The organism is Blautia sp. LMAG:89 (genome assembly GCF_008679485.1).
Taxonomy (GTDB): domain Bacteria; phylum Bacillota; class Clostridia; order Lachnospirales; family Lachnospiraceae; genus Blautia_A; species Blautia_A fusiformis.
On the sequence record NZ_NANC01000012.1, the window covers coordinates 416,040 to 442,827 of the forward strand.

The window sequence follows — 26,788 nt, forward strand, 5'->3', positions numbered from 1 at the left end:
CGAGCTTTTCAAATACTAACGTACTTATTTCTGTTCAATAAGTGATTTATAGTAGTTACCAAAGTCAGCAAGTGAATTAACAATTGGAAGCATTTTTGTTCCGAGTTCCGTTAATCCGTATTCGACTCTCGGTGGCTGCTCATGGTAATCGTGGCGATATGCCAGTCCATCACTCATCATTTGTCTTAAACTATCTGTCAAAACCTTTTGTGAAATACCATCTATACTTCGTTGTAGCTCATTGAATCTCCATGGGCGCTCTTTCAAGTTACGCAAAATCAGCAGTTTCCATTTTCCTCCGATGAGAGATACTGCTGTTGCAACTGGGCATTCCGGTAATTCTTCTTTTGCTCGCATAATTCTCACCTCCGAGTCTATTGTAACACATTCAATTTTGAGTGTACAGTTACAAAAAGGTGCGTACTTGTTTTTGTATGTGTCTCACACTATACTAATGCCATGTAATTAGAAACTACAAATCAACTATGGAGGTATTATTATGACAAATTACACAAAAACAACTATTGGAAAGGAAAACCGAATTGAGCTGCATGAAAAGTTGTCTTTAACAGGTGCAGAAATCAGTTTAAACGAACTACCTGCAGGAGCAAATGTCCCATTTGTTCATTCTCATAAAGAAAATGAGGAAATCTATGGAATTCTTTCAGGTAACGGCAAAGCCATAATTGATGGAGAAGAAATCAGCCTTTCAACTGGAGACTGGCTAAAAATCGCACCTGCTGCAAAGCGTCAGTTTTTTGCATCCGATATTTCCGGAATTACTTATATCTGCATTCAGGTAAAAGAAAATTCTCTGGAACATTTTACAGCAGAGGACGCCGTAATCGGCTAATTAAAAGTATTTATTTACAAAAATGCACAGTTCTCGATAAGCTAAGAACTGTGCATTTCTTTTTTCTTCAATTTTACAATTTCTCTATTTTTCAAACAAGAACTTCTCGATTTCAAATGGCGATAAATAAATCTCTCCACCATCATCAGTTTAATTTTCGTTTAGATTAACGATTTCTTTTTCCTGTATTCTCTGTCCCTCGGATTTCCTCATGATAGAAATAATCTACGATCACCGGATGTCCCTGCGGGACTCTGCCATAAGGCATTTCATTATCCACAAATGGGCAATCATACTTCTTAGCCATTTCCTCAGCTTTTACTTCAAGTGCTTCAAAGTAGCTGCGGTTATGCTTGTTATAGATCTCGTCGTAAAGTGGTACAAGATCAGGATATTTTCCGGCGATATAATCCATAATTGTCTTTTTGAAACCGCCTCGAAGATTGAGATTTTCGAGCCAGAACAGATCGCACTGATCCTTTACCCGCTCAAAGATTGCTTCAAAATCCGTGATACCGGGGAATACCGGAGATACGAAACAGACTGTACGGATACCTGCTTCATATACCTGCTTCATAGCAGCGATACGGCGCTCAATGCTAGAAGCAGAGTCCATATCGTTCTTGAAATTTTCATCTAGTGTGTTGATCGACCATGAAACGGTTACTCGTCCAAGCTTCTTCAGCAGATCAATATCTCGTACCACAAGATCCGACTTTGTGCAGATCAGAATATCTGCGTCACTGCCGATCAGCTGCTCCAGAAGTTTTCTGGTATTCCCGAATTGCTCCTCCTGTGGATTGTAGCCATCTGTCACAGAACCGATGACCACCCGCTGGCCGGCATATTTCTTCGGATTCTTAATTTCCGGCCAATGCTTCACATCAAGGAAAGTGCCCCATTCCTCCTTGTGTCCGGTAAAGCGCTTCATAAAAGAAGCATAGCAATACTTGCAGGCGTGTGTACAGCCTACATATGGATTGACCGAGTAACCGCCTACAGGCAGACTGGACTTGGTCATGATGTTCTTTGTTTCCGCCTCATTAATGAGGATTCCATTTATTACTTCTGCCATGATCTCTGTACCTCCAACACTTTATTGAATTCATCCGGCATTTCCTGAATCATATTTTCATTCCCTATGATAGGGACAAGATCTTCCTTCATAAATACCGGAATGTCAAGCACATGCGCCTGATCTGTCAGAGACCATGCCCACTCCGGCTCCGTATGAACCTTCCTGCTCTGAACTCCAGTCATGGTGCCAACAACGATCCAGTTGATCCCGGAAAGATCAACTGAACCTGGATTGTCGAATAGCGGCTCAAAGGTAACATGATAGTGTTTTGCTCTGACATTTTCCCGTAGTGCGTCAATACGCCACAGTTCTGCTTTTCTCGTCACCGTAACACCAAACCATGCGTTTTCCAAATCTGTATCAAAATCCAGCAGATCAGGTCGCTTGGTAAGGAACAGGAACTGATGCTGTGGATTTTCACGGATCTTTGCAAATACCTCGTCTCTCCATTCCGGCTTCCATCCGGAGAGATCGCTCATCCCGGTAAGAAGAAAGTTCTGCGGACGTTTCTTTTCCATCATCTTGAGCTTACCCGGAAAGAATTCAGGGTCAGCGAAGTCATCAATCATATGCCAGCGTTTCACGTTGTTGCGGGCATAGCAATATGTACACCCCACTGTGCAGCCAATGACGATATTCATGTTCTGAATCTGATCTTTGATACAAATACTCATGACTTCTGCCACTCCTCAAGATTCTTTCTGATACGGTCGAGGCATTCCTCAAACTGGGTAATTTCTTCCTCCGAAAAACCTTTGTAGTAAATACTGCCCATTTTATCAGATACAGAATCGTATTCGTCCTTTAAGGCATGTGCTTTTTCAGTCAGAAACAGAAGTGTTTTCCTTTTGTCCGTTTCAGACTGAACGCGTCTTATCAGCCCTTGATTTTCCATTCTTTCCAGCATCGTAGTAAGAGAAGTTATCGCTAATCCACATTTAATCGAGAGTGACCTGATTGAAATTCCATCTTCCTGCCACAGTACATAAAGAATACGCCCCTGGGCTCCGTTAAACGCATCAATATTCTTTTCGCTGAGAATCTTCTCAAAGATTCGATCTCCAAGTTGTTTTATTTTGGTAACAAGAAATCCGCCATTCATTTTCATACAAAAACTCCTATATAGTATTTTATCAAATAATACTATATAGGAGTTTTACTGTCAACAGTTTGTATGTCTAAGTAGAAGTAAATCCCGATTTTACGCTTTCTTAATCGGATGTCTAATTACAGTTTTCCATTTATCTGGAGCAATCTTTCTTGCATCAGACATATAAATCTCGTGGTGCAATCTATCTTTGTTAATATCATTGAGATACCCATTTTGTTCTATATAAGTATCCATAAGAGCAACGGTTGCTGGCTCATTATCAAAAGAACCTATGTGCATAATTTGAACGCATAATCCTTCATCAATCGTAAGATATTCTGCTGACGAACAATCAATTTTCTTCTTTTTCGTTGCTGTTTCTATCGCCCAGTCAAAATCAGCTTTAGATATGAAATCAGGCAAACGAATAACAGAAACCCAGTTAAAAGCAGATTTATTTGTATAATCTACACCCACAACATCATCCTGCCACCAAAAGCCTTCCAATGGCGGAACAACATATTCAAAAAAGCCTTTAATTTTATAATCGGTCTTGTAACTCATTTTTAATGTGTATGCAACAGCATATAGAATACTGATTGCTTGTTGATATGCCCCGCCTTCTTCATTTGGATTGCCTTTTCCTCTAACTGCAATATAATTTGCCTTAGGTACATTTACAATCTCTGGTTTATTCTTAGGCATATAAAATTCTTTAAATTCTTTCTTAAAATCAAAAGCCATAATAACCTCCAAAATACCGAGTTGTTAAAGTCCACAAGTCAAAATTTGTCACCTTCTACATATTGTATTTCCCAAAATCTATATGTTTTTGTCTGCTTCTGTAAGTTTCTATATACTTTTGTTGTTTCTATATGTTTCTCTGTTTACGGGCGGATCACTTTTCCTGCTTTTGTGAGCTTTTCCGCTATGGTATACATATTTGTTACGGTTCCCACTGCCGGTTCCTTCAGTCCATAGAAGTTCACACAGGTTCCGCAAGTCAGGATCTCTGTTCCCTGTTCCTGTAAGGTCTTAAGGTCTTCGATACATGGTGAATCCTGTGCAGTAAGTCTGGCTCCGCCATTATAAAACAGCATAACTGACGGCGGTGTCTCCAGCTGTGTCAGCGCATACACAAATCCCTTGATCAGGATCGCACCAAGCTCCGGATCTCCGTCTCCCATCTTATCAGAAGTGATGGCAACTGTATAATCTCCCTTAGGAACAGCCGGTGTGCAGACGATCTCAGGCTCTGCCTGACTTCTTGCAGCAGAATCTGATTTTACTGTCATATTGATCTCATAACCACCTTCTGTTTTTCTGGATACGAAGCTGCATCCGGTACTTCCGGCAAGTCTGCTTAAGTTGTTTACCGCCGTTTCGTTGTCTACCAGTATTAAGATCTCGTCTCCCTGCTCTGCCTTGTCAAGAATCTTCTTGGTCATCACCACCGGGATCGGACACTGCTTTCCCATCGCATCTACTGTGTGCTTCATACCTACTCCTCCTGTTTTCTGTGATTTTTTTATAATTGTTTTTTTATCATTATTATTTTTGATCATTATGCATTTTCGCCGTTTTCTTTTCTTTGATCTTTTATTTCTGCTCCAGTTCATGAGCCTGTTTGAAGATCTCACAGGCGCCTGTATTTACACATCTCTCATGCGCGCAGTCCATAAAAGTCAGCTTCCTGCTGCCGTCCTCCTGCCGTGTATACTCACAGCAGACGGTTTCGCCCCCGTTCATGGTACGGCAGAAACCGGATACAAATTCCTCTTCAATCTCCATTTTTATCCCTCCGACGGATTCTCAGCAATCGGGGCTGGTGTGATCTCCTCCAGCATTCCTGTTTCATTGTAGGCTTCAAACTGTTCCTCGATCTTTCCGAGGATATCTGCGTACTGACAGAAAGCCTCTGCCAGCTCATCCCTGTGTTCCGGAAGCTTCTTGTAGCAGACACGGTGCTCCATGCTTGCCCAGAGATCCATAGTCATCGTCCTCAGCTGGATCTCCACCGGAAAATACTCCATGGTATCCAGATAGTATACCGGAACTGCGATGATCACATGAAGGCTGCGGTATCCGTTGGGCTTTGGATTCTGTATGTAATCCTTCTCCCTGATAAAGATCAGCTCACTCTGCCGTTTCAGCGCATTTACAAGATTATATATATCATCAATAAAGTAGCAGATCACACGGATTCCGGCGATATCCCGGAGATGATCCTTGGCGTTCTGCACACTGTCCGAATGTCCCAGCTTCTCCAGCTTTTTTTCGATGCTCCTCTTGGATTTGATCCGTTCCTGGATATTGTGGATCGGAGATACGGCAGACTTCTGATACAGACTTCCGTTGAGCACTTCAAGCTTGGCGCGCATGATCTGGCATGCATTCTGGTATGGCTGGATGCAATCGTAATACTGTTCGTTTGTCATGAAAACCTCTCTTTCTCATTTGCTCAGCATATACTGTATATTACCTGACAAATGTGAGCGATCTGTATTAATTTCCTAAGATTTTCCTGACGATTTTATTAAAATTCTATAAAGTCTCCGGCATCAGTCTGAAAGCTTATGGATAAAAAGACCACTGCGGAGCTTCGGCTCAAACCAGGTGCTCTTTGGCGGCATAAGCTTTCCCTCGTCTGCGATCGTCATCAGCTCCTCCATAGATGTAGGATACATGGCAAAGGCAGCTCCTCCTGTCTCATCTGCAGCTGCTGCCAGATCTTTCAGCCGGTGGTTTCCTCCCATAAAGCGGATTCTCTCATCGGTACGCGGATCACTGATCCCCAGAACCGGACCCAGGACCTTATCCTGAAGAATAGACACATCCAGCTGACCTACGCTGTCCTTTCCCGCATAGATATCCGGATATGCCTTCAGATGGAACCATTCTCCGTCTACATACAGCCCAAAACAGTGTTTCTCTACCGGTTTACATGGAAAGCCCGGCATTGCCATCAGCTCAAAATTAAACTTCATACTTCCGATAAAGGCTTTGGGTTCCATGCCTTTGATGTCCTTTACGATCCTGTGATACGGAAGAATAGTCAGCTGGTCATACGGAAATACCACTGACAGGAAAAAGTTAAATTCTTCTTTTCCTGTGTAGTCCGGATGCTCCGCTCTTTTCTTCTGTCCCACCTTTACTGCGGAGGCTGCTCTGTGGTGGCCATCTGCAATATAGATAGATGAGATACCGCCAAAAAGGCTGTCTATAGTCCGAATCGTTTCTTCCTCATCTACGATCCATACACGATGTGTGATCTCGTCATCGGAAGTAAAATCATACACCGGAACATGTGTATCTTTCCATTCTTCCATAAGAGTAAGAAGCTCTGCCGGATATCTGCACGCCAGAAAAATAGGGCCTGTGTTGGCATCACAGACATCCACGTGACGGATGCGGTCCTGCTCCTTATCCTCTCTTGTAAGCTCATGCTTTTTGATCACACCATTCATGTAATCATCAATGGAGCTGACACCTACGATCCCTGTCTGGGATTTTCCCTTACGAATCAGTTCATACAGATAATAGTTCGGTTTCTCATCCTGGATCAGGATCCCTTCTTTCTGGAAACGGTCCAGATTTTCCCTTGCCTTCTGATAAACCATCGGATCATAAAGATCTGTTTCCGGATCCAGATCCATCTCTGCACGGTCTATATGTAAAAAAGATTCCGGATTTTTTTCCCCGATCTCTCTCGCTTCCTTTCTGCTGACTACGTCATAAGGAAGTGCCGCCACCTTTTCTGCTTTTTCCGAAGCAGGTCTTACTGCCCGAAATGCCTGAAATAAAGCCATTGTGTTTTCCTCTCATTCCTGTCCGGCCATACGCCGGCCTTTCTTAATATTTCTGCTTAGTCTGCAGAAAAATCGTCCTGTCCATTCTAACACATATCAAAATTTCCCGCAAACCTTTATCCGGCCCGTTTGAGGTCACTGTTCAGCTCCGGCAGTACTGTCGCCAGCATGGTAAAAAAGCATGCACAGCCGCCTACAAGGTTGGAAACCGGTTCTGCCCAGAACACGCCGTCTGTTCCCAGGCCATTCACATGAGGCAACAGGATCGTCAGCGGTACCACGATCACTACCTTTCGAAACAGGGAAAAAAAGGTGGCCTTTTTTGCCTTTCCAAGTGCTACGAACACACTTTGTCCGGTAAACTGCAGTGCCATAAAACAGAAGCCAAAAAAGTAAATATGAAGGGCGGGAACTCCCTTTTCCAGAAGCCCGGGATCGCTGTTAAAGATCCGGATAAAAAATTCAGGAAGCACCTTCAGGATCCCCCAGCCTGCCAGGGTATAGATCACACAGACAACTGTAATAAATTTAATTGCTTTTTTGACTCTGTCGTAAGCTTTTTCTCCATAATTGAAGCTCATGACCGGAGAAGCACCTGTGGTAAGCCCATGGACCGGCATGGTGAAAATGTCACGGACAGAATTTAAAACTGTCATGACACCAACATAGATATCACCACCCCAGGTCTGGAGTGTGGCATTGCATACCACCTGCACAAGACTGTTTGTAAATGCCATAAAAAAACCGGACATACCCAGACTTACGATACTGCCAACTCTTTTCCAGGAGATCCTCATGGCGCTTTTTTTCAGGTTCAGGATCGCCTTTTTTCCTGTAAGGAAGCGTAAGACCCAGATGGCGGAACAGAACTGGGAAATGATAGTCGCCAAAGCCGCTCCCCGGACTCCCATGTGCATTCCAAAGATAAACAGGGGATCCAGAAGAATGTTCAGTACAGCACCGATCAGTATCGTGAGCATCCCTGTGTTTCCAAATCCCTGGCTGTTGATAAACGGGTTCATTCCCAGAGTGATCATCACAAACAGGGTTCCCAGAAGATAGATCCTTATGTAGTCTGCCGCATAGGAAAAGGTTACATCACTGGCGCCAAAGGCATAGAGGATCGGTCTGTAAAAGATAAGGCCAATGGCTGTCAGGATCGCTCCTGTGCCGATCAGCATCACAAAGGTGTTTCCCATGAGCATTTCTGCTTCTTCCCGGTTTCCTCTTCCCCGTTCCATGGAGCAAAGCGGTGCTCCTCCATTTCCAAAAAGATAGGTAAATGCGGTGATCAGGGTGATAATAGGAAAACACAGTCCCACTCCTGTCAGTGCAGTGGCTCCGATCTCAGGAATCCTTCCGATATAGATCCGGTCTACAATGTTGTAAAGGAGGTTCAGGATCTGTGCAATGATCATCGGCACAGCCACTTCCATAATGTTACGATAGACATTTCCTGTTGAAAAGTCTGTCTGATGTATCTGCATTTCTTTACACCTTCCTGCTATTTCTTATTTAATTAATATACTATATCCGGCGTCCAAAGTAAACTTTGCGTTGCTGTTCTCTTCATGAACTACTGTTCACTCCGTTCTCAGTAATACTTTGTTATCTGTGTATTTATTTCTTGCTATTTTTGTCTAAAAAAGTTATAATAAATCCATAAAAACGGTAATGATTCCACGTAAAACCGGTCAAGAAACCACATTACTGGAATCTGTTCCGCATGGAGGTATTTTTATGGATAATAATTATAAGGGCATGGCTGTAGGTGTTTTTGAGCTGGATAACCTGGTTGCCTGTTTTGTTGCTCTTGATGCTGCTTCCAAAGCAGCTAATGTCAAGATCCAGAGTGTTGAACGTAACCGTCTGAAGAGTGGCGCCTGTGTCAAGATGCGTGGTTCTGTTTCTGACGTTAATGCAGCTATGGAGGTTGCGCTGGAGGCAGCCAAACCTCTTGGTAAGGTTGTTTCTCATACTGTGATCGCTTCTCCTTCTGAGGATACTGAGATCGCACTGAAGATGACGATCAATAAATAAAGGGGGCGATGGATTTATGAATTATGGTGCTTTTGGTTTAGTTGAGGTTGTTGGCAGCAGTAATGCGATCCTGGTGATCGACCAGATGCTGAAGACTTCTGATGTTTCTTTTCTTACCTGGCAGACGAAGTGTGGTGGTCATGCCACTGTTTTTCTGACTGGTGATGTTTCTGCTGTTACGGCTGCCGTTGACAGTGTAAAAGGAAACCCGCCTTGTGAGATCGTAGCTTCAGCAGTAATCTCCAATCCTTCCGGTGAGACGGTTCGTCTGGCTGAGGAAGAAGCGGCTAAGAATCATTTTATTTGAGATTTGTCTACCTTATAATTATAAATTATAACGAACGTACGCAGGGAACCGCCCTGGCGTAGCGGGAAGGGCTTCGTCATCCGCTGACTTCTAAGGTGCTGCGGCTTCTGCTAAAACCATTCCAAAAAGTTCTGAACTCGCGTCAAGCCGCTCAGACAGCAGAACTTTTTGGAATAACGCAGAAACCACACCACGTGAACTACTCGGCAACTTAGTTACCAGAGTATCTGAAATCCGGCGGGATACCGCCTTTTTTCAGGGTGCGTCCATGACACCAATACTGCTTGCCTTTCGGCTATACAGCTACTTTTATTATTTCTGGATTTTTTAGTCCGGTTACGGACAGTGTCTTCTCTTTTCCGGATACGGAAAGATATTTCCGCAGGATATTAAATGCGCCTACTGCATCTGCATTGTAGCTTACTCCGTCAGTTATATACATACCCCGTTCTTTTCGGTTTAATGCTTCTGCATATCTTTTTGATACTTCCGGTGATAATGGACTGCACTGGCTGGTATAGCTTTCCTCCTGTTTTATCAATTGGATCCCATACAGTTTCAGCTTATATCCCAGCATGATATACAGCCTGTTATATGGCAGTCCGTGAAACTTCTGGTTGGTCTTATGCCCCATATCTTTCTCTTTACGGATATTTCGGATATCTCCCACAACCACACAACGGATATCTTCTTTTCTGCAGTATTCTGCAATCCATCTGGTTACTTTGTGAAGATAATCCTTCACTGCATTCTGCTTTTTTCTGTAAAGTCTCTGGATATGTTTCGATGATCTTGGATATTTTATCCCTCTTTCCGATTGCTGCGCATACCAGACAGACTGCACTCTGGCGATCCCTTTATGAAAATATCTTTCCAATGAAAGATATCTCCTTCCAAGGATAAAAGTCCGGCCGTTTCCGGAATCATAACAGGTCATAAGATTATGAAGTCCAGGATCAATAGATAAATAATGTCCATTCTGGGAAAGCTGCTCTGGTCCTTCAATCTCATAGGTAACGATAAGGTCACATTTTCCGTTTTCCGGCGGATAGATCTGCAATTGTTTTATATGATCCATGTCCCTGAAAATCTTATTTTCAAGATATAGAAATTTTTCATGGATCCCGTAGGTTTCTTCCATATAGCTTTTCAGATCCTTTGGCAGAGACAGGCGTAGCTGGTCTGAACCTTTCTCATGCCGGATTCCCATCTGCATGTATGTGACCGGGATATTGTCCTGCTTAAAACGGGGCGGATTTGGATCTTTGATCCCTCTAGTCTTTTTCAGGACATAGAAAGATCTCCATGCTTTGTCCAGCTGCTTGCAGGTCTCCTGTGCTGTCTGTGATGGAAGCTGTCTGTACCACAGATCTCCTTTATGCGCTTTTTTCTGATAATACCAATCAGGATACTTTTCCAGTCCCAGCTCTTTATAATGATGACGTTCGTAGTTGCAGACATTCCAGAGTTTGGAAGCTGCATAACACATATGCCCTATGATATTGGAATATTCCGGCCGGATCTTTACAGATGTTCTGTGTGACAGCAGCATTCCTCTTCCCCCTTTGGACAGCTATGCAGATAGAGATCTACACTCCACCTTGATTTAATACGACTTGCTCTGATGCTCAATATAACGGCGGATATTCTCCTCAGATACAGATCCGATCGTTTCCACATAATAGGAATGGTTCCACAGCTCTCCCTTCCATAGCTGGTCTCTTATTTCCGGAAAACGTTCGAACAGTTTTCTGCCGGTGATTCCCTTCAGATACTTGACGATTGCTGTTATGGACAGCTTTGGTGGAGCTGATACAAAACAGTGGACATGATCACCTTCACCACATTCAAATAAATAAACAGTAAAACCTTTATCCTCAGCGATCTGCTGCACCAGTTCCTTTAGGTATTCCTCAATTTCTGAGTTTAATATCTTCCGCCGGTATTTCACCGACCACACCATATGGTAATTAATATTACACACACAAGTCCTATAATGTATTAGATTTTCTTTCATACATATAGTATAACATAACAAGTAGAAATGCGCAGCAAAAATCGAACATATTTTCGATTGATTATATGCCGGTTACGGCATTAATATCAAGGGATTGGGAGATTATTATATTATTTCAATGTGCAGATATGCACAATCCTGCGCTTTCATCTCGGTAATTGAATTGCCGAGAATTCCCGCTTATTGTCCTAAGAATCAGCAGGACTCCTGCAGAGCATCCCGCCACGCCAGGGCGGTTCCCTGCTGGCTTTTGTATGCGTGAAAATTGCCTCAGACACGGTGATTTCGTCATTGATGCTCTGCTTCTACAAACTTCACACTTTCACTCTAGCCTATCTCCCCTTTCGCACGTCAGCCGGCGAGGTACCGTCTGGTTTGGGCTGGCTCTGCAGGAGGGGTGCGCTTCTTAGGCGGTGGGAATCTGCGTTGCTGGAAAAAATCCAGTTGTTTGAGCGACGCAGGAGCGAGTTCTGGATTTTTTTCAGCGGTTTTAGCAGATTTCCGGCGCCTTAGAAGCCAGCCCCCGACGAAGCCCCAGCACAAACCAGACGGTACCTCACCGGCGTCCGTCCGAAAAATCCACATCCACCATCTCCCGTCCATCTTCCACCTTCATCACAGCCACATCCTCCCGATGTGCCACAACCACTCTCTTCCCTCCGACATCACCGGAAAGCTTCATCAGTTCCTCATAATACTTCTTCGAAAAAACACAGGGATTCCCGGTCTTCCCATCATGCTCCACACAGGCGATTCCTTTCCCATCTCTCAAAAACACATCCACCAGTCCCAAAACCGTCTCCCACCGCAACCACGGCTGATCTGCCACCGTAAACAGACAAGCATCCATCTCCCGGTTGACCCGCAGCCCGATCTTCAATGAGGAAGATATCCCCTCATCCGGATGCAGATTATAAAGAAACCTCGCGCCGAGCTTCTCTGCTTCCTGCGCGATCTCCTCATACTGTGTGACAACTGTGATCTCACACCTGTGCCCCTGTTCCTCCAGTGCTGCTTTCACTTTTTTCAGTTCCAGGAGGATATGCCTGTACATCGGCATTCCGTCTATCCCGTACAGCAGCTTATTGCTTCCAAACCGCCGGCTGTTTCCTGCTGCCAGCATAATCAGTCCCAGCTTCATATCACCGCTCCACTTCCTTTCGATTCTAGTACAGCGAATATTAAGTAACCGCCATATTGACTTGCCTGATTTTTCATCTGCTGCGTTGTCGTCAATCGTCGTAGCCACCGCTACGCCTCATTCCTCCGCCTTGCAGATGAAGAAATCATCCTGCGTCAATATAGCAGAAACTTAATTTTCGCTGTACTAGCTGTTTACACTTCTCTGCAAGCTGCCGCAGATCACCATGATCCCAGACTCCTGACCTTGTGCCATAAGCTTCTCCACCACACAAGGATCCTCCAGAGTATCTGCCTTGTTCAGATACGCAAGAAATCTTCGCCCGTCCACGCCTTTTTGCAATCCGTCTTCAGACCGGATGATCTTCCACACATCCATCCATGTCACAGGCTCATCTGTACGCTTTCCCAGAAATCCCGCCACATCATCCGGACGATGTGCCGTATCACAGATCCTTTTGCCGATGCAGTCAAGACCGATCACTCCTACTACCATATCTGCAAAAGAAGGGATCACCGGCTCATGAACAGCCGGCACTTTAAGGGGTCGGCGCCTGGATCCGTCAGCTTCCACAAGAAGAAGATCACAAAAGCCGGGCAGCTTTTCCAGGATCTCCTTTTCGGGGCCGGAAATCTTTGGCTGCCCGGCCTTGTGATGAGCCGCGATGACGTATCCGTATTGTTCTATAAGCCGGCATGCTCCCGGAATGTCCTCTGCCTCCGCAAAAGGACGTTCCGGTTCCCATGCCATATGCGTGGTTGTGGTCACGATCACACGTTTTCCCTGTCCGGAAAATATTTCTGCCAGTCCAAGGATCAGACTGGTCTTTCCGCCGCCTCCTGTGAATGCCACAGTAAACGCTTTTTCATTTTTCTTCATGACACACTCCATTTTTCTTCTAACTTTTTTCAGGGACACCAGGCTCTGTATCGGTCACAGATTCTCATTCCTCACAGCTTTCTCTGTTCCCGGAAGCACTCCGCAGGAAATCAGCACCTCCAGAACTCCCCCTGCGATACACCTTGCCTTGTCTGAGATCGTAAAACAGTTTTTCTTCTGTTCTGCCCTTGGGTCGATGTCCGCGATCTTCATTCCCTCAAAAACAGGGTAGCCGTCCCGGATCAGCCCCCGGATCACGCCGGAAATGGTAGCCTTCACCGGCGTATCACCTACCACGGCGATCACCTGGTCTTTTTCAACAAGATCTGCGATCTGACAGATGTTTTTCATGTTACCGGCTGCCGGTGAATGGATCACACGTTCCTTTCCAATCCCTGCGATCAGTCCCGGCACTCCGGTATTCGGCAGGGCACTGCCTTTTTTTATGATCCTTCCCAGGTTATGGCCACGCATGGTCTCGATCACGTAATCCACATCCTCCCCTGCGGTAAAGCCCGGGCCAAGTCCCACAGTCAGTGGTGCCATATCCCTGCTGGTCCCAAGATTCTTTTTTGCAAGGATGGCATCGATCACTGCCTCCGGCTCCAGTTCGCGGATATGTTTTCCATGGGTATCTGTCAGAAGGGGAATCTCTCCCTGTGCCCAGCATTTCCTGCACTGTGTCCGGATATCGTTCTCCGTGATCCTCCTGCACACAACGCCTTCTACCTCTGCAGTTCCGTCATAAACAGCTTCACAGAAAGCCACATGACGACGGATGGCACTTGGACGGTCACATTCCAGGATCAGGACCTGATAGCCACTCTGATGAAGCTTGTGAATCACTCCTGTGGCCAGATCTCCGCCACCTCTCACAAGGATCATTTTATCCGTATATGCCGCTGTTTTCATCTTCATACACCTGCTGTCCGTTTCCCGGCATTCCTGCCGCAAGAGTATCATAAAGCTCCGCATAGGTTGCATCCTTATACGGGGATACATAAAAGAGTCCCGCGATCCCGGCCGTAATTGCCGAAAGGACAGACCAGGGAATAAAGGAAAGATCCAGGATAAAGGTATCCATCTTCTGTCCGTCCATCATCTCACGGCTTTTTGCAAATACTTCCTTTGTGCTCAGATCCGGATATTCCGCAAGAAGATAAGGTATCATCTTATATTCGTAGGATTTTACCACCCCGGGAATAATAAAAAGCAGCGTCCACAATACAAGATACAGGTCCCGTAAAAACATGGTTTTTACGATATTACCGTAATTCCCTGAACGAAATACACTGAGGAGCTTTCCGGGCCCGGGTACAGAATAAAGGTTCTCAATGTAAAAATCTCTTCCGCCTACCTCCAGAACATTTCCCACAAAAAAATGGAAAAGGATTCCGATCAAAGCCACAGCTACCACGGCACTGGCACTCAGAAGCGCAAAAAGCACTGCCAGTGGGGAGCGAAATACATGGCTGACATAAGAAGTAACACCATTGATATCCGTACCCAAACGATACGTTGTAACACCGTAATCCGGACTTGCCACATTTCCGGCACTGCCTGTGGCCGCACCGCTTCCACCGGTTGCCATCACAATAGCCAGCACCAGACTTACCAGCACTGCTGACCAGTAATTTTTTTTGAATGCCTGTTTTCCACGCCATTTCAAGTCACTGCGTTTCCAGCTGATCTTCTGCTCATTCATAACTTAACCCTCCATATATGCTTCACGGACACAGAGCTCTCTCCGGCCCTTCTGCCACAGCGCAGGCTCCAGCTCTGCCAGATAACCACCGCCGTTTTTTACATGCCATTCATAAAAAGCCCTGGGTCTGTCCGCATATTCTTCCATAATGTTCATGATCGTACCGCCATGTATCACAAGAGCTGCTGTCTTTATGTTGTTACGGATACACTGTGTGACGGCCTTCTGAAATCCTGTAAGGCTTCGGTGCTTAAAAGCTTCTCGACTTTCTCCTCCCGGAAAAGGAAGCGTTCCATTGCTGTCGATCCACCTCTGATAATCCTGATTTCCGGAAAGCTCTTTATAATTTTTATTTTCAAACTCTCCAAAATCACACTCGGAAAGCTCTTCGATAATATGAAAGCTTTTTCCCGGAAAAAGGATCCCCGCAGTTTCCACACAACGGCAGAGCGGACTTACATAAAGGGCCTCCGGCATAGGATAGGTCAGCTTTTCCAGAAATTCCTTTCCTTCCGTGCTCAGTGGTTCATCCGTTGTTCCGATATAACGCTGAAGCTTATTTCCGGGTGTCTGTCCATGTCTTATCAGATATAATCTAATCATCCTTCAGCACCGTCCCGATCCCGCATACCACTCTTGTGACCCTTCTGCTTTTTGCAGCCAGTGCAGTGCACACCCGGCCAACAGCTTCACGGTACTGCCGCTCAAAAGCATCCGCCGGAACGATCCCGTAGCCTACCTCCTCACTGACAAGGATCACATCCGTATCCTGCTGTGCCAGCTTTTCTGCCAGACCGGTGAGATCTTCTCCTGCCTTCAGAGCTTTTCTTATGTATTCCTGAAATCCCAGAACGCCCTCTGCCTTCAGAAGCTCCTCTTCTGTGATCCCTCCTCCGAATTTCCAGTCCACATCCGGGAACTGCGCTTTTGCATAGGCAGCTTTTCCCTGATATGCACCTCCGATTATCATTTCCATATCTTTTTTACCTCATCCAAATCTTCATTACAGATTAAACGCGCCGCCAAAAGCAAGCACCAGTGCCATCACAACCTCGCAGATGCAGAGGAAAAATCCGGAAAGATCGCCTGTGGTCCCTCCAAAATATTTCAAAGCCATATGGTGATACCACCAGAATACCAGAAGTGCGCTGACAGCTGCCAGAACACCCAGGACCGGATCTACCCATATCATCAGCGCTGCAAGGATCACAAACATCGTGATAAGAACATTTCGCACTGCGATCTCTGACGCATTTCTGGAAAATTCTGCCACAGTCCCGTCTGTCCTTGCCTTGGGAAATGTGATCACACCGATCCCGGAAAGACATCTGGACATCATAAAGCCCAGGCTCATGATACAGATCCCGTTATAATTTCCAAGGAGCTGATCCCAGGCTCCCAGCCAGAGGATAAAATATACACAGGCTGTGATAATGGCAAATGCACCTGCATGGGAATCCTTCAGGATCTCCAGCCTCCTTGTGCGTTCCTGCCAGGAGCTTAATGCATCTGACGTGTCCAGAAGCCCATCTACATGAATGCCGCCGGTAACAAATACCGGGATCACAGTAAGGATCACAGCAAGAAAAAATGGCTCCAGAGCTACGTGTACACCGAGGACCCCTCCTGCAAGCCAGGTCAGGATGCCGATGGCAGTACCCACAAAGGGGAAAAAGCACATCATATATTTTATGTTTTCCTTCTTCCAGTCCACCATGGGCATAGGAATCTTTGAAAACATGGCAAAGGCTGCCTTAAAACTGTTCCATAAGCTTTTCATGCTTCCTTTCCTCCTTTATGCCATACAGGGATCCCGTATACGACTTCCACAACCTCTTCTGCCATCTCTGCCAGTTTCTGGTTGATCTGTCCCAGCTCTTTTTTGTACTGTTCTGATTCTTCCTCGTAGAGGATCCCGTCTGAAAAGATCTCGTTGGTGACGATCACCACATGCTTTGCCTGGGAAAGAAGATTTTTCACTCCTTCTGTGATCTTTTCCGCCACCTCCGGGTGGAAGCCGTCTTCCCGGAACATCTCATTTGCAACCAGATTGGACATGCACTCCAGAAGAACCACACAGTCCTTCGGGATGAACAGCTCATCAAGCTCTGTATATCTTTCTATTGTCTCGAAGCCTTTTCCTGCACGCATGTGCCGGTGTCTGCGGATGCGCCTGTGGCTTTCTTCGTCAAAAGCCTGCATGGTGGCGATATAGATCCTTCTGGCTTCGCCAAGGGAAAGTATGGTTTCTTCCGCAAAAGCAGATTTTCCGCTTCCGCTGCCTCCTGTTACAACAACCAGCATATTATTTCAGCTCCTCGTACTGTTCTACATTGATATCACCAAAGGTACTCATGGAATTATATACTGCACAGGACAGATCCATCATCGGAAACAGTGCCACAGCTCCGGTTCCCTCGCCCAGGCACATGCCGGCGTGGATGATCGCTTCCTTGCCAAGCTCCTTCAGGATCAGCTGTGCTGCAGGCTCTTTGGATACATGAGACGCAAGGATATGATCACTTACCTGCGGGCAGATCTTTATTGCGATCAGTGCAGATACGCAGGAAATAAATCCGTCCATGACAACCGGCATTCCAAGTGCTGCTCCTCCAATGAATACTCCTGCCATTCCTGCAATATCCAGTCCGCCTACCTTTGCCAGGACATCAAGGGCATCTGAACGATCCGGATTATTCAGGGCAATTGCCTTTTTGATCGCATTGATCTTCCGGACAAGCCCTTCACTGGTTAATCCGGCACCACGTCCGGTCATATCTTCCACCGGTTTTCCGAGAAGCACAGCTGCTACCGCACTGCTGGTGGTGGTATTTCCGATGCCCATTTCACCGGTTGCAAGGACCTGATATCCTTTTTCCTTCAGCTCCTCTGCCATGGCAATTCCGGCTTCGATGCCACGAATCGCCTGATCTCTTGTCATTGCCGGCTCCCTGGTCATATTTCTGGTCCCATAGGCAACCTTAAGATCTGTACGGACCTTTGTATCTGTGACCATTCCCACATCTACAGGAAAAAGCTCTGCTCCACACTGACGACACATCACACAGCAGGTAGTAGTCCCTTCCAGAAAATTCTCAGCCACGACAGCCGTCACTTCCTGTCCGGTCTGGGTCACACCCTCTTCTACAACTCCGTTATCCGCGCACATGGCAACCACCGCTTTTTTCTCCACACGTATCTCCGGTGTACCTGTGATGCCGGCGATCTGTGTCAGCATATTCTCCAGTTCTCCCAGAGAATGCAGGGGCTTTGCAATACTGTCCCATCTTTTTCTCGCCCCCTCCATAGCCTTTTCATCCAGAGGGCGGACTTTCTTCACTGCCTCATCCAAAGTCATCATTTGCTACCTCCAATCCTTTTACCTGTGGTAAAAATAATAAATTTACTAAAAATATAATTCAACGCCAGCACGATAAATTGTGTGCAGAATTTTGCAAACATATCCTGCAATCCCAGAATCTCCGCCAGAAGCCATACACCGCCTACCTCAATGACCATGGTCACCAGACGGGCACTTATAAATTTCAGAAAGGGCTGTATATGATCCCTCCATGTTTCACAGCGGTCATGAAATACAAATCTGGAATTCACAACATAGGCAAACAGGATCGCCAGGATGATCGATATGATGTTGGCACTCATCAGCGGGATTTTCATTGCCCTCATGATATAAAAGCTTAACAGATTTACAAGAGTCGTACAACCACCCCAGAAAATATAACGGATCACATCATTTTCATAGAATTTAAGGATCCACTTTTTCATTGGTATCTCCTCCTCGTATGATCTTTGACACGATATATCTCGGACGGCGTTTTACTTCCTCATAGATCCTGGCGATATAATATCCGATGATCCCGAGGCTCATCATCACGGCACTTCCGATAAAGAGCATCACGATCAGAAGTGTGGTATAGCCTTCCACCGCATGCCCGGAAAAATACCGGACCAGAGAATAGACCAGAAGGAGCAGGGAGCACCCAAAGCAACCCACAGCACCGGCTGTTACAAACTGCAGCGGAAGTGTTGTAAATGCCACGATATTCCGAAACGCGTAGCTGATCAGCGTTCCTGCAGACCATTTGGATTCTCCTGCCTCACGCTCCTGCACCTCAAAAGGTACGGAGATGCTTTTGAAGCCTATCCAGGACGATGCCGCCCGGAAAAACATGCTCCGTTCAGGCATGGCGAGAACACTCTCCACCGCTTTCCTGTCCAGCAGCTTGAAATCGGAAGCATTTTCCATATCAAAGCCGGTGGCACGGGACATGATCCGATAGAAAAATCCGGCACTTTTTCTGTGAAAAAGAGTTTCTTTTCCACGATTTTTCTTGATACCCTCCACAACCTCGTAGCCCTGCTTCCAGAGCCGGTACATTTCCAGGAGGATTTCCGGCGGATGCTGCAGGTCACAGTCCATCACAGCCACCGCATCTCCGCATGCCTGTGCAAGGCCGGCCACAATTGCTGCTTCTTTCCCGAAATTTCTGGAAAAATGCACACCTGTCACATTTTTATCTTCTCCGGATACTTTTTCTATCGCTGCCCAGGTTCCGTCAGAGGAACCGTCATCTACCAGGACCAGTTCATAAAGGATCCCGGCCTGCCCCAGGAGCTCTCTGAGAGTCCGGCAGGTTTTCTCCAGCATCGGTTCCTCGTTACAGGCAGGCAAAACTACCGATAATCGGCTCATTTCTCCTGTTTTCCCCTTTCTTTTTGTTTTCCCCGGCGCCGGTAAGATATTACGATCCCGGCAAACAGGATAAGGCCGATCACCGTCAGTATCATTCCGGGCACAATATACGGTGTACAATATCTGAGCGTGATCGTATGCCTGCCTTTTTTTAATTCCAGTCCCATATACATACTGTTTGCCTTCACAAGTTCTGTTTTTTCTCCATCTACATAGGCGGTAAAGCCTGCGCTGTAGGGAATGGAAAATACCAGGATCTTATCGGAAGTGGTTGTGATATCTCCACGAATGCAATTTGTCTCCATTTTGATATTCTGAAGAGCTTCTTTTCCAAGCTCCTCTGTCTGTTCTTCAACAGAAGACATGGGCTGACATACCACATACAGATCATCAAAGGTATATTCTCCTGGCATGGAGAATGTCAGTGTCATAGTTCCTGCAGAATAGTTTTTATATCCCATATTCAGAAGAAAATTATGTCTTCCGCTGTAGCCGTTGTATTTATCTGTAAAGATCCGGATAGTCTTGTCCACGGAGCCCAGCGAAACATCCACTGCTGATTCCTTGCTTTCTTTCCAGTAGCGCCAGTTATTGTCTTCATAACGCACGGTATTCTTCTCATATTCTGTCATGGAATCCCATTTTTTATCACTGACCACTGCACGTGGAGAATAGGCATTAAAATCCAGATTTTTTGCCACAAGATAAACCTCTGCCTCCGGCTCTCCCTGATATCCGATCTGTACGGTTGCTCCTTCTTTGGCCACAATGATCTTTCCGTCTTTTATCTTACAGCCTTTTCCTGCTTCCAGTGTAAAATCTGCTTTCTTATCGTCAAAGATGAGGTCTGTCTCAGAAAGACTGCTGTCCTCAAGGACTGCCCCCTGCAGGAGTGCCTGCTGCTTTTCGGTCACGGAAAGCTTTTCATAGTTTTCTCTGGGGATCCAGGAATCATAGGTATAACCAAGAGGAAGGGAATCCTCGTCTTCGTAGATCCTGTATTTTTTTGTGACTGCTGCTTCACTGTCATAGCCGTATGGCAGATACCCATATCCGCTTTTTTTGATGGCAAAATATTTCACCGAGGCAAGACGATCCAGGATACTCCGTCCGTCCAGGCTGCTGTAATGATAATCCCAGGGGGTATTCAGATACATCTCATCAAAGAAACGGCTGATATTTCCATTGGCCACACTGAAATAATAGGAAGTACTGTTGGTTCCCATATACATGGCAGTGTTTACATAAGAGCCCGTTTTGTACTGGTCATATCTGGTAACCGCTGAATCGTCCATTGACCGGATTGCTTTGTCCGGTCCGGACTGAAGCTTCTCCAGCGCCTGATCCTTTTCCTCAAATTCTGACAGATAATCTTTTTCGTAAGAATACTGGTATGAAACATTCAGAAGGATGCTTGTCACAAGCACGGCCACGATCATTCCACAGAGATACTTTCCCTGTGTAAATACGTTTCCGTAGGAAACCACTGTAAACACAGCCAGGACCAGCATCATCAGTGCCATGATATTGCGTTCCGTACGGGCAGATTCCGAAAACAGTGCCAGCACGCCATATATCAGCAGCATCACAAATATCCGTCGTTTTTCCCTGATGCCCAGCGTAAACAGTTCCGGATATGCCTGTACCAGGATATATGCGATCAGCATTCCATACGCCCAGATCCATCGATTGGACACGTATGAAAATCCATTCAGTACATGACCTGCAAAGGGGATCAGCAAAAACAAGTTCAGAAGCACAAAGCCCAGCTTCAGTCCCGTATATTTTTTCTTTTTGGAAAAGATCACAAACACGCCTGCCATTGCGACTGCGGAATATCCAGCAACTCCCCACTGGATCATATTTTCGCCGATCAGGCAGCCGAGATATTTTTCGTAGTAAATGCGGTCATATAACAGCGGCACATAATTCTGCGCCTGAAAGCGCTCTGTTCCAAACAGAGTCATGACCACAGGTAAAAAGATCAGTGCAGCGATCATAAGTGCGACCAGATAAAAGCCAGCAAATTTTAGGAACCACTGAAATACATCTTTTACTGAACGCTTGCGGAATATTCCAAAATACCGGAAAGCTGCATACAGCACCATAAAGATACTGATCATATAAAAGAAATAAAAATTAGACATTGCCGCTACAGCCGTCGCACAGATAAAAAGGTATGGCTTTTCTTTTTTGTAAATCTTTTCAATTCCCATAAGGACCAGCGGCAGATAGATCATGGGATTGGAAAAATATGGGTGCTTCATGGACGCATAAATGGTCCATCCTGCAAAAATATAAACAAGGCTTCCAAGAAATGTGGCCTGTTTGGGATTCTTGCGGTAAAAGCAGTAAATGCTGAATGTGATACCCGCCAGATAAATGCGGAGAAAGATCAGAATCTCATATAAGATCTCTGTGTCTTTTTCCGGTACAAAAACGGACAGTAAGGTCAGCGGATCACCGATCGCATAATAATGAAGTGTTGTAAGGATATCGGAACCGTATCCGATATGCATATCCCACATAGGAAGGGAAAGCTTATGCTCCGTCACCAGCGTCTGCAGAACATTCCGCAGATATTTTCCATAATAGGCCAATGCATTGATGTGCTGCGGAACACCGTCATGACTCCAGATCAGGGATTTTCCATTGAAATAAAAACAACTGTAAATAAACAGCGAGATCGCCGCAAAAACAATCGTATACAGAATATAAAAATCTGCTTTTTTCTCTTTCCGGGATTTCTCCTTCGAAAAAATTCTCTTCATATATGTCTCTCCTGTATATGAAAAAAGGCCTGCGGTGCGCTAAACACCGCAGGCCTGTCACCTAATGCTTAATCAGCAAGCACACTGTATAAACAGTAACTATTGATCAATAATTAGTCTTCTTTCTTATCTGCTCCGTAAAGAGTGATAAGTTTCTGCAGATACTCATATCTAGCCTGAGCCTCAGACTCGTTCTTAGCAAACAGTCTTGCAGCTTTCTCAGGATTCTGACGCTGCAGAGAATTGTAACGAACCTCACCGTTCAGGAAGTCCATATAGTTCTCCATATCCGGTGTCTTGGAATCAAGGCTGAACTTGTTCTCAGCAGCCGGGTTGAATCTGAAGTTGTGCCAGTATCCGCACTTAACTGCCAGCTCTTCCTCTGTCTGAGCTTTGCTCATACCTTTCTTGATACCATGGTTGATACATGGAGCGTAAGCGATGATCAGGGATGGTCCCGGATATGCCTCTGCCTCTGCGATTGCTTTTACAGTCTGGTTGAAGTCAGCACCCATGGAAATCTGTGCTACATATACATAGCCATAGCTCATTGCGATAGATGCCATATCTTTCTTCTTAGTCTCTTTTCCGCCTGCTGCGAACTGAGCGATCGCACCTGTCGGTGTAGATTTGGAAGACTGTCCGCCTGTGTTGGAGTAAACCTCTGTATCGAATACCATAACGTTGATGTCACGTCCGCTTGCAAGAACGTGGTCAACACCACCGAATCCGATATCGTAAGCCCATCCGTCACCACCGAAGATCCACTGGGATTTCTTGGAGAGGAAGTCTTTCTGTGCAAGGATCTCGTTAGCCTTGTCACATCCGCAAGCCTCAAGAGCTGCAACGAGTTTCTCTGTAGCTGCACCATTTGTTGCGCCTACAGCATAAGTATCCAGCCATTCCTGACCAGCTGCCTTAACATCCTCGTTTGTTCCGTTAGCTACAAGGTCTTCGATCTTCTCTTTCAGACCGCCACGGATCGCACGCTGTGCAAGAAGCATACCATAACCGAACTCTGCGTTATCCTCGAACAGAGAGTTTGACCATGCAGGTCCCTGTCCCTTAGCGTTTGTTGTGTATGGTGTAGATGGTGAAGAGTTACCCCAGATAGAGGAACATCCTGTAGCATTTGCAATGTACATTCTGTCACCAAAGAGCTGTGTGATCAGCTTAGCGTATGGTGTCTCACCACAACCTGCACAAGCGCCGGAGAACTCAAGGAGCGGCTGTTTGAACTGGCTGCCTTTTACAGTTGTCTCTTTATATTTAGCGATAACGTCTTCCTTCTGAGGAAGTGTTACACCGTAATCGAAGAATTTCTGCTCTTCTGTGTTAGCTTCAAGCGGAGCCATCTCAAGAGCTTTGTTGCCTTTCTTTCCTGGGCAGACATTTGCGCAGGAACCACATCCTGTACAGTCAAGAGCGGATACAGTCATTGTGAATGTATAGTCTTTCATTCCTGTAAGTGGAAGTGTCTTGATTCCCTCTGGAGCGTTAGCTGTCTCATCTGCTGTCATAGCAACCGGACGGATTGCAGCATGCGGGCAGACGTATGCACAGCGGTTACACTGGATACAGTTGTCCGGAACCCATACAGGAACGTTAACTGCGATACCACGTTTCTCATATGCAGCTGTTCCGGATGGTGTTGTACCATCTACATAATCCTTGAATGCAGATACTGGGAGGCTGTTACCTTCCTGAGCATTGATCTTGCACTGGATGTTGTTTACGAAGTCCTGAGCTTCCTGAGCACCGTGGGATGCGTGAGACATGAAGAGTCCCTCGTCCTCAGCGTTCTTCCAGCTCTCCGGAACCTGAACCTCTACGATCTGTTTAGCACCGGCATCGATAGCTGCCCAGTTCTTCTTAACAACGTCATCACCTTTACGTCCGTAAGTAGCTTTAGCAGCAGCTTTCATAAGCTCGATAGCCTGCTCCTCAGGAATGATTCCTGTAAGTTTGAAGAATGCGGACTGAAGGATCGTGTTGATACGTGTTGGTCCCATGCCAGTCTCAATACCAATCTTAACACCATCGATGGTGTAGAATTTGATATTGTGGTTAGCGATGAAAGCTTTAACCTGTCCTGGAAGATGTTTCTCAAGTCCTTCCATATCCCAAGCACAGTTCAGAAGGAATGTACCTCCGTCAACAAGCTCCTGTACCATGTTATATTTATTAACATAGGACGGATTATGACATGCAACGAAGTTTGCTTTGTGGATCAGGTATGTGGATTTGATCGGTTTCTTACCGAAACGAAGGTGAGACATTGTAACACCGCCGGACTTCTTGGAGTCATAATCGAAGTAAGCCTGAGCGTACATGTCTGTATTGTCACCGATGATCTTGATGGAGTTCTTGTTAGCACCTACAGTACCATCAGCTCCAAGTCCCCAGAACTTGCAGTTTGTTGTTCCCTCTGGTGTTGTAACAAGTGGTGCGCCTGTCTCAAGAGAAAGGTTTGTAACATCATCAACGATACCGATTGTGAATTTCTCTTTCTCAGTGTTCTCATATACTGCTACGATCTGTGCAGGTGTTGTATCTTTGGAACCAAGTCCATAACGTCCTGTAAAGATCTTAACATCGCTGAACTTGCTGTCGCGAAGAGCTGCAACAACATCAAGATACAGAGGCTCGCCAAGAGCTCCTGGCTCTTTTGTTCTGTCAAGAACAGAGATCTGCTTAACTGTATCCGGGATTGCATCGATAAGAGCCTGTGCACAGAATGGTCTGTAAAGACGAACTTTAACAACACCGACTTTCTTGCCAGCTGCCATAAGGTAATCGATGGTCTCCTCGATGGTATCGTTTACGGAACCCATAGCTACGATGATGTGCTCAGCGTCAGCAGCTCCGTAGTAGTTGAACAGTTTGTAGTCTGTTCCGATCTTCTCGTTAACTTTGTCCATGTACTCCTGAACAACTGCCGGAAGAGCGTCATAATATGGATTACATGCCTCTCTTGCCTGGAAGAAGATATCCGGGTTCTGAGCGGAACCTCTCTGACATGGATGGTTCGGGTTCAGAGCACGGTTACGGAACTCTGCGATTGCGTCCATATCTGCCATATCTTTCAGATCTTCATAGTCCCATGTCTCGATCTTCTGGATCTCATGAGATGTACGGAATCCGTCGAAGAAGTTGATGAATGGAACTTTTCCTTTGATTGCTGCAAGATGAGCAACCGGTGTAAGGTCCATAACCTCCTGTACAGAAGACTCACAAAGCATTGCACATCCAGTCTGACGACAGGCCATAACGTCGGAATGGTCACCGAAAATACAAAGTGCGTGGGAAGCAAGTGCACGGGCAGATACGTTGATAACTCCCGGAAGCTGCTCACCAGCGATCTTGTAAAGGTTCGGGATCATAAGCAGAAGACCCTGGGAAGCTGTGTAGGTTGTAGTCAGGGCACCTGCTGCCAGAGAACCGTGAACGGCACCTGCTGCACCTGCCTCAGACTGCATCTCTGTAACCTGTACTTCCTGTCCAAAGATGTTCTTTCTTCCCTGAGTTGCCCACTCGTCTGTAGCCTCAGCCATTACAGATGAAGGGGTAATCGGGTAAATAGCAGCTACATCAGAAAAAGCGTATGATGCATGAGCGGCTGCATGGTTACCATCCATGGTTTTCATCTTTCTTGCCATTGTTTTTTCCTCCTTAAAGGTTTGTTAAAAAATATATTATTTAGGCTTATGAAGGCCTAAAATTCCATTGGTTATTATATCATAGATTCCCAGTTATGTCCATTTTCTTTCATTGTTTTTTGTATATTATCCTGTACAAACGCCGTTATCTTTTTCACAAATAAAAAAGAGCTGTTCGGAATTTTTCCTCTCCAAACTGCTCTCCTTATCATCTCATACGCTTATCCCAACTCACATTCGGGAATCACTTCTCCTCTTTTCCGAAAAGATCCTTCATGGATTTCCGACGGAGCATTGTCCACAGCTGATCCTGGATCTCCTTAAGCTCATCATGTGCATGGCAGGGAACTCCGTCCTGTCCGTTCCTTGGACACTGATATGTGCCGTTCAGGCACTCAATGATGGACATATCCGGATCGATCGCACTGTATATCTCATATAACGACAGTTCTTCCGGATCTCTCTTCAGCGCGTAACCGCCATGAACTCCGCGGTATCCTTCCACGAGCCCTGCATTCTGAAGCTTCTTCAGTATCTTGTATGCAAAGGGTGCTGTGATCGATTCCCTCTCACAGATCTCGCTGACGCTCAAACGCGGCTCCCACATCAATGCGCGGATAACCCGCATCGCATAATCGCTTTCTCTGGTGATAAACATTTTTAACCTCTCTTCTGTTCAACTAAGCTGCTGATTTATGATAGTTTCCGCATTCCATCCGATCTGC

The 26,788-nt window shown here is 45.7% G+C and carries 29 protein-coding genes; 3 read left to right on the top strand and 26 right to left on the bottom strand.

The genetic code is table 11. From position 1 onward, the window contains the following. Positions 1–24: 24 nt before the first annotated feature. Complete coding sequence (locus CCC70_RS15165; RefSeq protein ID WP_117497750.1) at positions 25–357, bottom strand: winged helix-turn-helix transcriptional regulator; 333 nt, start codon at positions 355–357, stop codon at positions 25–27. Positions 358–499: 142 nt separating this feature from the next. Here CCC70_RS15165 and CCC70_RS15170 point away from each other — a divergent pair, with 142 nt between their 5' ends. Next, entirely contained in the window at positions 500–853 is a 354-nt protein-coding gene (locus tag CCC70_RS15170) for a cupin domain-containing protein (protein WP_117495883.1), read from the top strand. A gap of 166 nt (positions 854–1,019) precedes the next feature. Here CCC70_RS15170 and CCC70_RS15175 read toward each other — a convergent pair whose 3' ends face one another. The 9 genes from CCC70_RS15175 to CCC70_RS15215 form a co-directional block, all read right to left on the bottom strand. After that, the gene (locus CCC70_RS15175; RefSeq protein WP_117920231.1) at positions 1,020–1,928 is read right to left on the bottom strand and encodes a radical SAM mobile pair protein B; all 909 of its coding nucleotides are present in this window, start codon (positions 1,926–1,928) and stop codon (positions 1,020–1,022) included. Beyond that, positions 1,916–2,605, bottom strand: a complete 690-nt coding sequence (locus tag CCC70_RS15180; RefSeq protein ID WP_118368359.1) for a radical SAM mobile pair protein A — start codon at positions 2,603–2,605, stop codon at positions 1,916–1,918. The genes CCC70_RS15175 and CCC70_RS15180 overlap by 13 nt, the downstream gene beginning before the upstream one ends. After that, positions 2,602–3,039 carry a radical SAM mobile pair system MarR family transcriptional regulator gene (locus tag CCC70_RS15185; protein WP_117497744.1) on the bottom strand — a complete coding sequence of 146 codons (438 nt, stop codon included), beginning with the start codon at positions 3,037–3,039 and terminating at the stop codon, positions 2,602–2,604. Before CCC70_RS15185 ends, CCC70_RS15180 begins: the two co-directional genes overlap by 4 nt. Positions 3,040–3,132: 93 nt before the next feature. Further along, positions 3,133–3,765: a GyrI-like domain-containing protein gene (locus CCC70_RS15190; RefSeq protein ID WP_270389893.1), complete on the bottom strand. Its 633-nt coding sequence runs from the start codon at positions 3,763–3,765 to the stop codon at positions 3,133–3,135. Positions 3,766–3,908: 143 nt separating this feature from the next. Beyond that, entirely contained in the window at positions 3,909–4,520 is a 612-nt protein-coding gene (gene yedF / locus CCC70_RS15195) for a sulfurtransferase-like selenium metabolism protein YedF (protein WP_118368362.1), read from the bottom strand. Positions 4,521–4,620: 100 nt separating this feature from the next. Then, a complete protein-coding gene (locus CCC70_RS15200) occupies positions 4,621–4,812 on the bottom strand; it encodes a hypothetical protein (protein ID WP_118368363.1) in 192 nt (63 codons plus the stop codon). A gap of 2 nt (positions 4,813–4,814) precedes the next feature. Next, positions 4,815–5,459, bottom strand: a complete 645-nt coding sequence (locus tag CCC70_RS15205; RefSeq protein WP_270389892.1) for a GTP pyrophosphokinase — start codon at positions 5,457–5,459, stop codon at positions 4,815–4,817. A gap of 123 nt (positions 5,460–5,582) precedes the next feature. Continuing rightward, positions 5,583–6,830 carry a DUF1015 domain-containing protein gene (locus tag CCC70_RS15210; protein ID WP_270389891.1) on the bottom strand — a complete coding sequence of 416 codons (1,248 nt, stop codon included), beginning with the start codon at positions 6,828–6,830 and terminating at the stop codon, positions 5,583–5,585. Between the two features lie 116 nt (positions 6,831–6,946). Further along, entirely contained in the window at positions 6,947–8,317 is a 1,371-nt protein-coding gene (locus CCC70_RS15215; RefSeq protein ID WP_270389890.1) for an MATE family efflux transporter, read from the bottom strand. A 253-nt stretch (positions 8,318–8,570) separates the two neighbouring features. On the opposite strand from CCC70_RS15215, the gene CCC70_RS15220 reads away from it, so the two are divergent. Both CCC70_RS15220 and CCC70_RS15225 read left to right on the top strand, forming a co-directional pair. Next, positions 8,571–8,870 (top strand): BMC domain-containing protein, encoded by a 300-nt coding sequence (locus tag CCC70_RS15220; RefSeq protein WP_138277430.1) that lies wholly within the window; start codon positions 8,571–8,573, stop codon positions 8,868–8,870. A gap of 16 nt (positions 8,871–8,886) precedes the next feature. Further along, on the top strand, positions 8,887–9,177 hold the full coding sequence (locus CCC70_RS15225; RefSeq protein WP_015524765.1) for a BMC domain-containing protein: 291 nt from the start codon (positions 8,887–8,889) through the stop codon (positions 9,175–9,177). A gap of 295 nt (positions 9,178–9,472) precedes the next feature. On the opposite strand, the gene CCC70_RS15230 is transcribed toward CCC70_RS15225, so the two are convergent. The 16 genes from CCC70_RS15230 to CCC70_RS15305 form a co-directional block, all read right to left on the bottom strand. Continuing rightward, the gene (locus CCC70_RS15230; protein WP_243164902.1) at positions 9,473–10,729 is read right to left on the bottom strand and encodes an RNA-guided endonuclease InsQ/TnpB family protein; all 1,257 of its coding nucleotides are present in this window, start codon (positions 10,727–10,729) and stop codon (positions 9,473–9,475) included. Between the two features lie 54 nt (positions 10,730–10,783). Then, positions 10,784–11,194: an IS200/IS605 family transposase gene (gene tnpA / locus CCC70_RS15235; RefSeq protein ID WP_207724827.1), complete on the bottom strand. Its 411-nt coding sequence runs from the start codon at positions 11,192–11,194 to the stop codon at positions 10,784–10,786. Between the two features lie 556 nt (positions 11,195–11,750). Continuing rightward, positions 11,751–12,443: a nucleotidyltransferase family protein gene (locus CCC70_RS15240; protein ID WP_207724828.1), complete on the bottom strand. Its 693-nt coding sequence runs from the start codon at positions 12,441–12,443 to the stop codon at positions 11,751–11,753. Positions 12,444–12,521: 78 nt separating this feature from the next. Beyond that, positions 12,522–13,214, bottom strand: a complete 693-nt coding sequence (yqeC, locus tag CCC70_RS15245; RefSeq protein WP_186582138.1) for a selenium cofactor biosynthesis protein YqeC — start codon at positions 13,212–13,214, stop codon at positions 12,522–12,524. Positions 13,215–13,268: 54 nt separating this feature from the next. After that, positions 13,269–14,132: a selenium-dependent molybdenum cofactor biosynthesis protein YqeB gene (gene yqeB / locus CCC70_RS15250; protein WP_330607393.1), complete on the bottom strand. Its 864-nt coding sequence runs from the start codon at positions 14,130–14,132 to the stop codon at positions 13,269–13,271. Then, complete coding sequence (locus tag CCC70_RS15255; protein ID WP_270652169.1) at positions 14,101–14,919, bottom strand: DUF975 family protein; 819 nt, start codon at positions 14,917–14,919, stop codon at positions 14,101–14,103. The genes yqeB and CCC70_RS15255 overlap by 32 nt, the downstream gene beginning before the upstream one ends. A 3-nt stretch (positions 14,920–14,922) precedes the next feature. After that, a complete protein-coding gene (locus CCC70_RS15260; protein WP_118623802.1) occupies positions 14,923–15,522 on the bottom strand; it encodes a histidine phosphatase family protein in 600 nt (199 codons plus the stop codon). Continuing rightward, positions 15,515–15,895, bottom strand: a complete 381-nt coding sequence (locus CCC70_RS15265) for a bifunctional adenosylcobinamide kinase/adenosylcobinamide-phosphate guanylyltransferase (protein WP_270652173.1) — start codon at positions 15,893–15,895, stop codon at positions 15,515–15,517. The genes CCC70_RS15260 and CCC70_RS15265 overlap by 8 nt, the downstream gene beginning before the upstream one ends. 27 nt (positions 15,896–15,922) lie before the next feature. Beyond that, positions 15,923–16,699 carry an adenosylcobinamide-GDP ribazoletransferase gene (locus CCC70_RS15270; protein ID WP_270652175.1) on the bottom strand — a complete coding sequence of 259 codons (777 nt, stop codon included), beginning with the start codon at positions 16,697–16,699 and terminating at the stop codon, positions 15,923–15,925. Then, on the bottom strand, positions 16,696–17,223 hold the full coding sequence (locus tag CCC70_RS15275) for a bifunctional adenosylcobinamide kinase/adenosylcobinamide-phosphate guanylyltransferase (protein WP_270652177.1): 528 nt from the start codon (positions 17,221–17,223) through the stop codon (positions 16,696–16,698). The genes CCC70_RS15270 and CCC70_RS15275 overlap by 4 nt, the downstream gene beginning before the upstream one ends. 1 nt (position 17,224) lies before the next feature. Next, positions 17,225–18,277, bottom strand: a complete 1,053-nt coding sequence (cobT, locus tag CCC70_RS15280) for a nicotinate-nucleotide--dimethylbenzimidazole phosphoribosyltransferase (RefSeq protein ID WP_270652254.1) — start codon at positions 18,275–18,277, stop codon at positions 17,225–17,227. After that, positions 18,277–18,705 (bottom strand): GtrA family protein, encoded by a 429-nt coding sequence (locus CCC70_RS15285; RefSeq protein WP_270389878.1) that lies wholly within the window; start codon positions 18,703–18,705, stop codon positions 18,277–18,279. The genes cobT and CCC70_RS15285 overlap by 1 nt, the downstream gene beginning before the upstream one ends. Further along, positions 18,686–19,633, bottom strand: coding sequence for a glycosyltransferase family 2 protein (locus CCC70_RS15290; protein WP_270652178.1), 948 nt, complete (start codon positions 19,631–19,633; stop codon positions 18,686–18,688). The genes CCC70_RS15285 and CCC70_RS15290 overlap by 20 nt, the downstream gene beginning before the upstream one ends. After that, positions 19,630–22,404, bottom strand: coding sequence for a YfhO family protein (locus CCC70_RS15295; RefSeq protein WP_270652179.1), 2,775 nt, complete (start codon positions 22,402–22,404; stop codon positions 19,630–19,632). Before CCC70_RS15295 ends, CCC70_RS15290 begins: the two co-directional genes overlap by 4 nt. Positions 22,405–22,517: 113 nt before the next feature. Next, positions 22,518–26,063, bottom strand: coding sequence for a pyruvate:ferredoxin (flavodoxin) oxidoreductase (gene nifJ, locus CCC70_RS15300; protein WP_015524748.1), 3,546 nt, complete (start codon positions 26,061–26,063; stop codon positions 22,518–22,520). Positions 26,064–26,307: 244 nt separating this feature from the next. Beyond that, the gene (locus CCC70_RS15305) at positions 26,308–26,721 is read right to left on the bottom strand and encodes an RrF2 family transcriptional regulator (protein ID WP_110102187.1); all 414 of its coding nucleotides are present in this window, start codon (positions 26,719–26,721) and stop codon (positions 26,308–26,310) included. Positions 26,722–26,788: the final 67 nt, after the last annotated feature.

Excerpts from the sequence above, each read along its gene's own strand:
- CCC70_RS15220 (WP_138277430.1), top strand. The coding sequence starts at position 8,571 with ATGGATAATAATTATAAGGGCATGGCTGTAGGTGTTTTTGAGCTGGAT.
- CCC70_RS15180 (WP_118368359.1), bottom strand. The coding sequence starts at position 2,605 with ATGAGTATTTGTATCAAAGATCAGATTCAGAACATGAATATCGTCATT.
- CCC70_RS15270 (WP_270652175.1), bottom strand. The coding sequence starts at position 16,699 with ATGAAAAGCTTATGGAACAGTTTTAAGGCAGCCTTTGCCATGTTTTCA.
- CCC70_RS15225 (WP_015524765.1), top strand. The coding sequence starts at position 8,887 with ATGAATTATGGTGCTTTTGGTTTAGTTGAGGTTGTTGGCAGCAGTAAT.
- CCC70_RS15275 (WP_270652177.1), bottom strand. The coding sequence starts at position 17,223 with ATGCTGGTTGTTGTAACAGGAGGCAGCGGAAGCGGAAAATCTGCTTTT.
- CCC70_RS15285 (WP_270389878.1), bottom strand. The coding sequence starts at position 18,705 with ATGAAAAAGTGGATCCTTAAATTCTATGAAAATGATGTGATCCGTTAT.
- nifJ (WP_015524748.1), bottom strand. The coding sequence starts at position 26,063 with ATGGCAAGAAAGATGAAAACCATGGATGGTAACCATGCAGCCGCTCAT.
- CCC70_RS15230 (WP_243164902.1), bottom strand. The coding sequence starts at position 10,729 with ATGCTGCTGTCACACAGAACATCTGTAAAGATCCGGCCGGAATATTCC.
- CCC70_RS15295 (WP_270652179.1), bottom strand. The coding sequence starts at position 22,404 with ATGAAGAGAATTTTTTCGAAGGAGAAATCCCGGAAAGAGAAAAAAGCA.
- CCC70_RS15255 (WP_270652169.1), bottom strand. The coding sequence starts at position 14,919 with ATGAATGAGCAGAAGATCAGCTGGAAACGCAGTGACTTGAAATGGCGT.
- CCC70_RS15190 (WP_270389893.1), bottom strand. The coding sequence starts at position 3,765 with ATGGCTTTTGATTTTAAGAAAGAATTTAAAGAATTTTATATGCCTAAG.
- CCC70_RS15260 (WP_118623802.1), bottom strand. The coding sequence starts at position 15,522 with ATGATTAGATTATATCTGATAAGACATGGACAGACACCCGGAAATAAG.
- CCC70_RS15200 (WP_118368363.1), bottom strand. The coding sequence starts at position 4,812 with ATGGAGATTGAAGAGGAATTTGTATCCGGTTTCTGCCGTACCATGAAC.
- CCC70_RS15265 (WP_270652173.1), bottom strand. The coding sequence starts at position 15,895 with ATGGAAATGATAATCGGAGGTGCATATCAGGGAAAAGCTGCCTATGCA.
- CCC70_RS15305 (WP_110102187.1), bottom strand. The coding sequence starts at position 26,721 with ATGTTTATCACCAGAGAAAGCGATTATGCGATGCGGGTTATCCGCGCA.
- CCC70_RS15185 (WP_117497744.1), bottom strand. The coding sequence starts at position 3,039 with ATGAAAATGAATGGCGGATTTCTTGTTACCAAAATAAAACAACTTGGA.
- tnpA (WP_207724827.1), bottom strand. The coding sequence starts at position 11,194 with ATGAAAGAAAATCTAATACATTATAGGACTTGTGTGTGTAATATTAAT.
- CCC70_RS15175 (WP_117920231.1), bottom strand. The coding sequence starts at position 1,928 with ATGGCAGAAGTAATAAATGGAATCCTCATTAATGAGGCGGAAACAAAG.
- CCC70_RS15165 (WP_117497750.1), bottom strand. The coding sequence starts at position 357 with ATGCGAGCAAAAGAAGAATTACCGGAATGCCCAGTTGCAACAGCAGTA.
- yqeB (WP_330607393.1), bottom strand. The coding sequence starts at position 14,132 with ATGAAGATGAAAACAGCGGCATATACGGATAAAATGATCCTTGTGAGA.
- CCC70_RS15205 (WP_270389892.1), bottom strand. The coding sequence starts at position 5,459 with ATGACAAACGAACAGTATTACGATTGCATCCAGCCATACCAGAATGCA.
- CCC70_RS15210 (WP_270389891.1), bottom strand. The coding sequence starts at position 6,830 with ATGGCTTTATTTCAGGCATTTCGGGCAGTAAGACCTGCTTCGGAAAAA.
- yedF (WP_118368362.1), bottom strand. The coding sequence starts at position 4,520 with ATGAAGCACACAGTAGATGCGATGGGAAAGCAGTGTCCGATCCCGGTG.
- yqeC (WP_186582138.1), bottom strand. The coding sequence starts at position 13,214 with ATGAAGAAAAATGAAAAAGCGTTTACTGTGGCATTCACAGGAGGCGGC.
- CCC70_RS15290 (WP_270652178.1), bottom strand. The coding sequence starts at position 19,633 with ATGAGCCGATTATCGGTAGTTTTGCCTGCCTGTAACGAGGAACCGATG.
- CCC70_RS15170 (WP_117495883.1), top strand. The coding sequence starts at position 500 with ATGACAAATTACACAAAAACAACTATTGGAAAGGAAAACCGAATTGAG.
- CCC70_RS15215 (WP_270389890.1), bottom strand. The coding sequence starts at position 8,317 with ATGCAGATACATCAGACAGACTTTTCAACAGGAAATGTCTATCGTAAC.
- cobT (WP_270652254.1), bottom strand. The coding sequence starts at position 18,277 with ATGACTTTGGATGAGGCAGTGAAGAAAGTCCGCCCTCTGGATGAAAAG.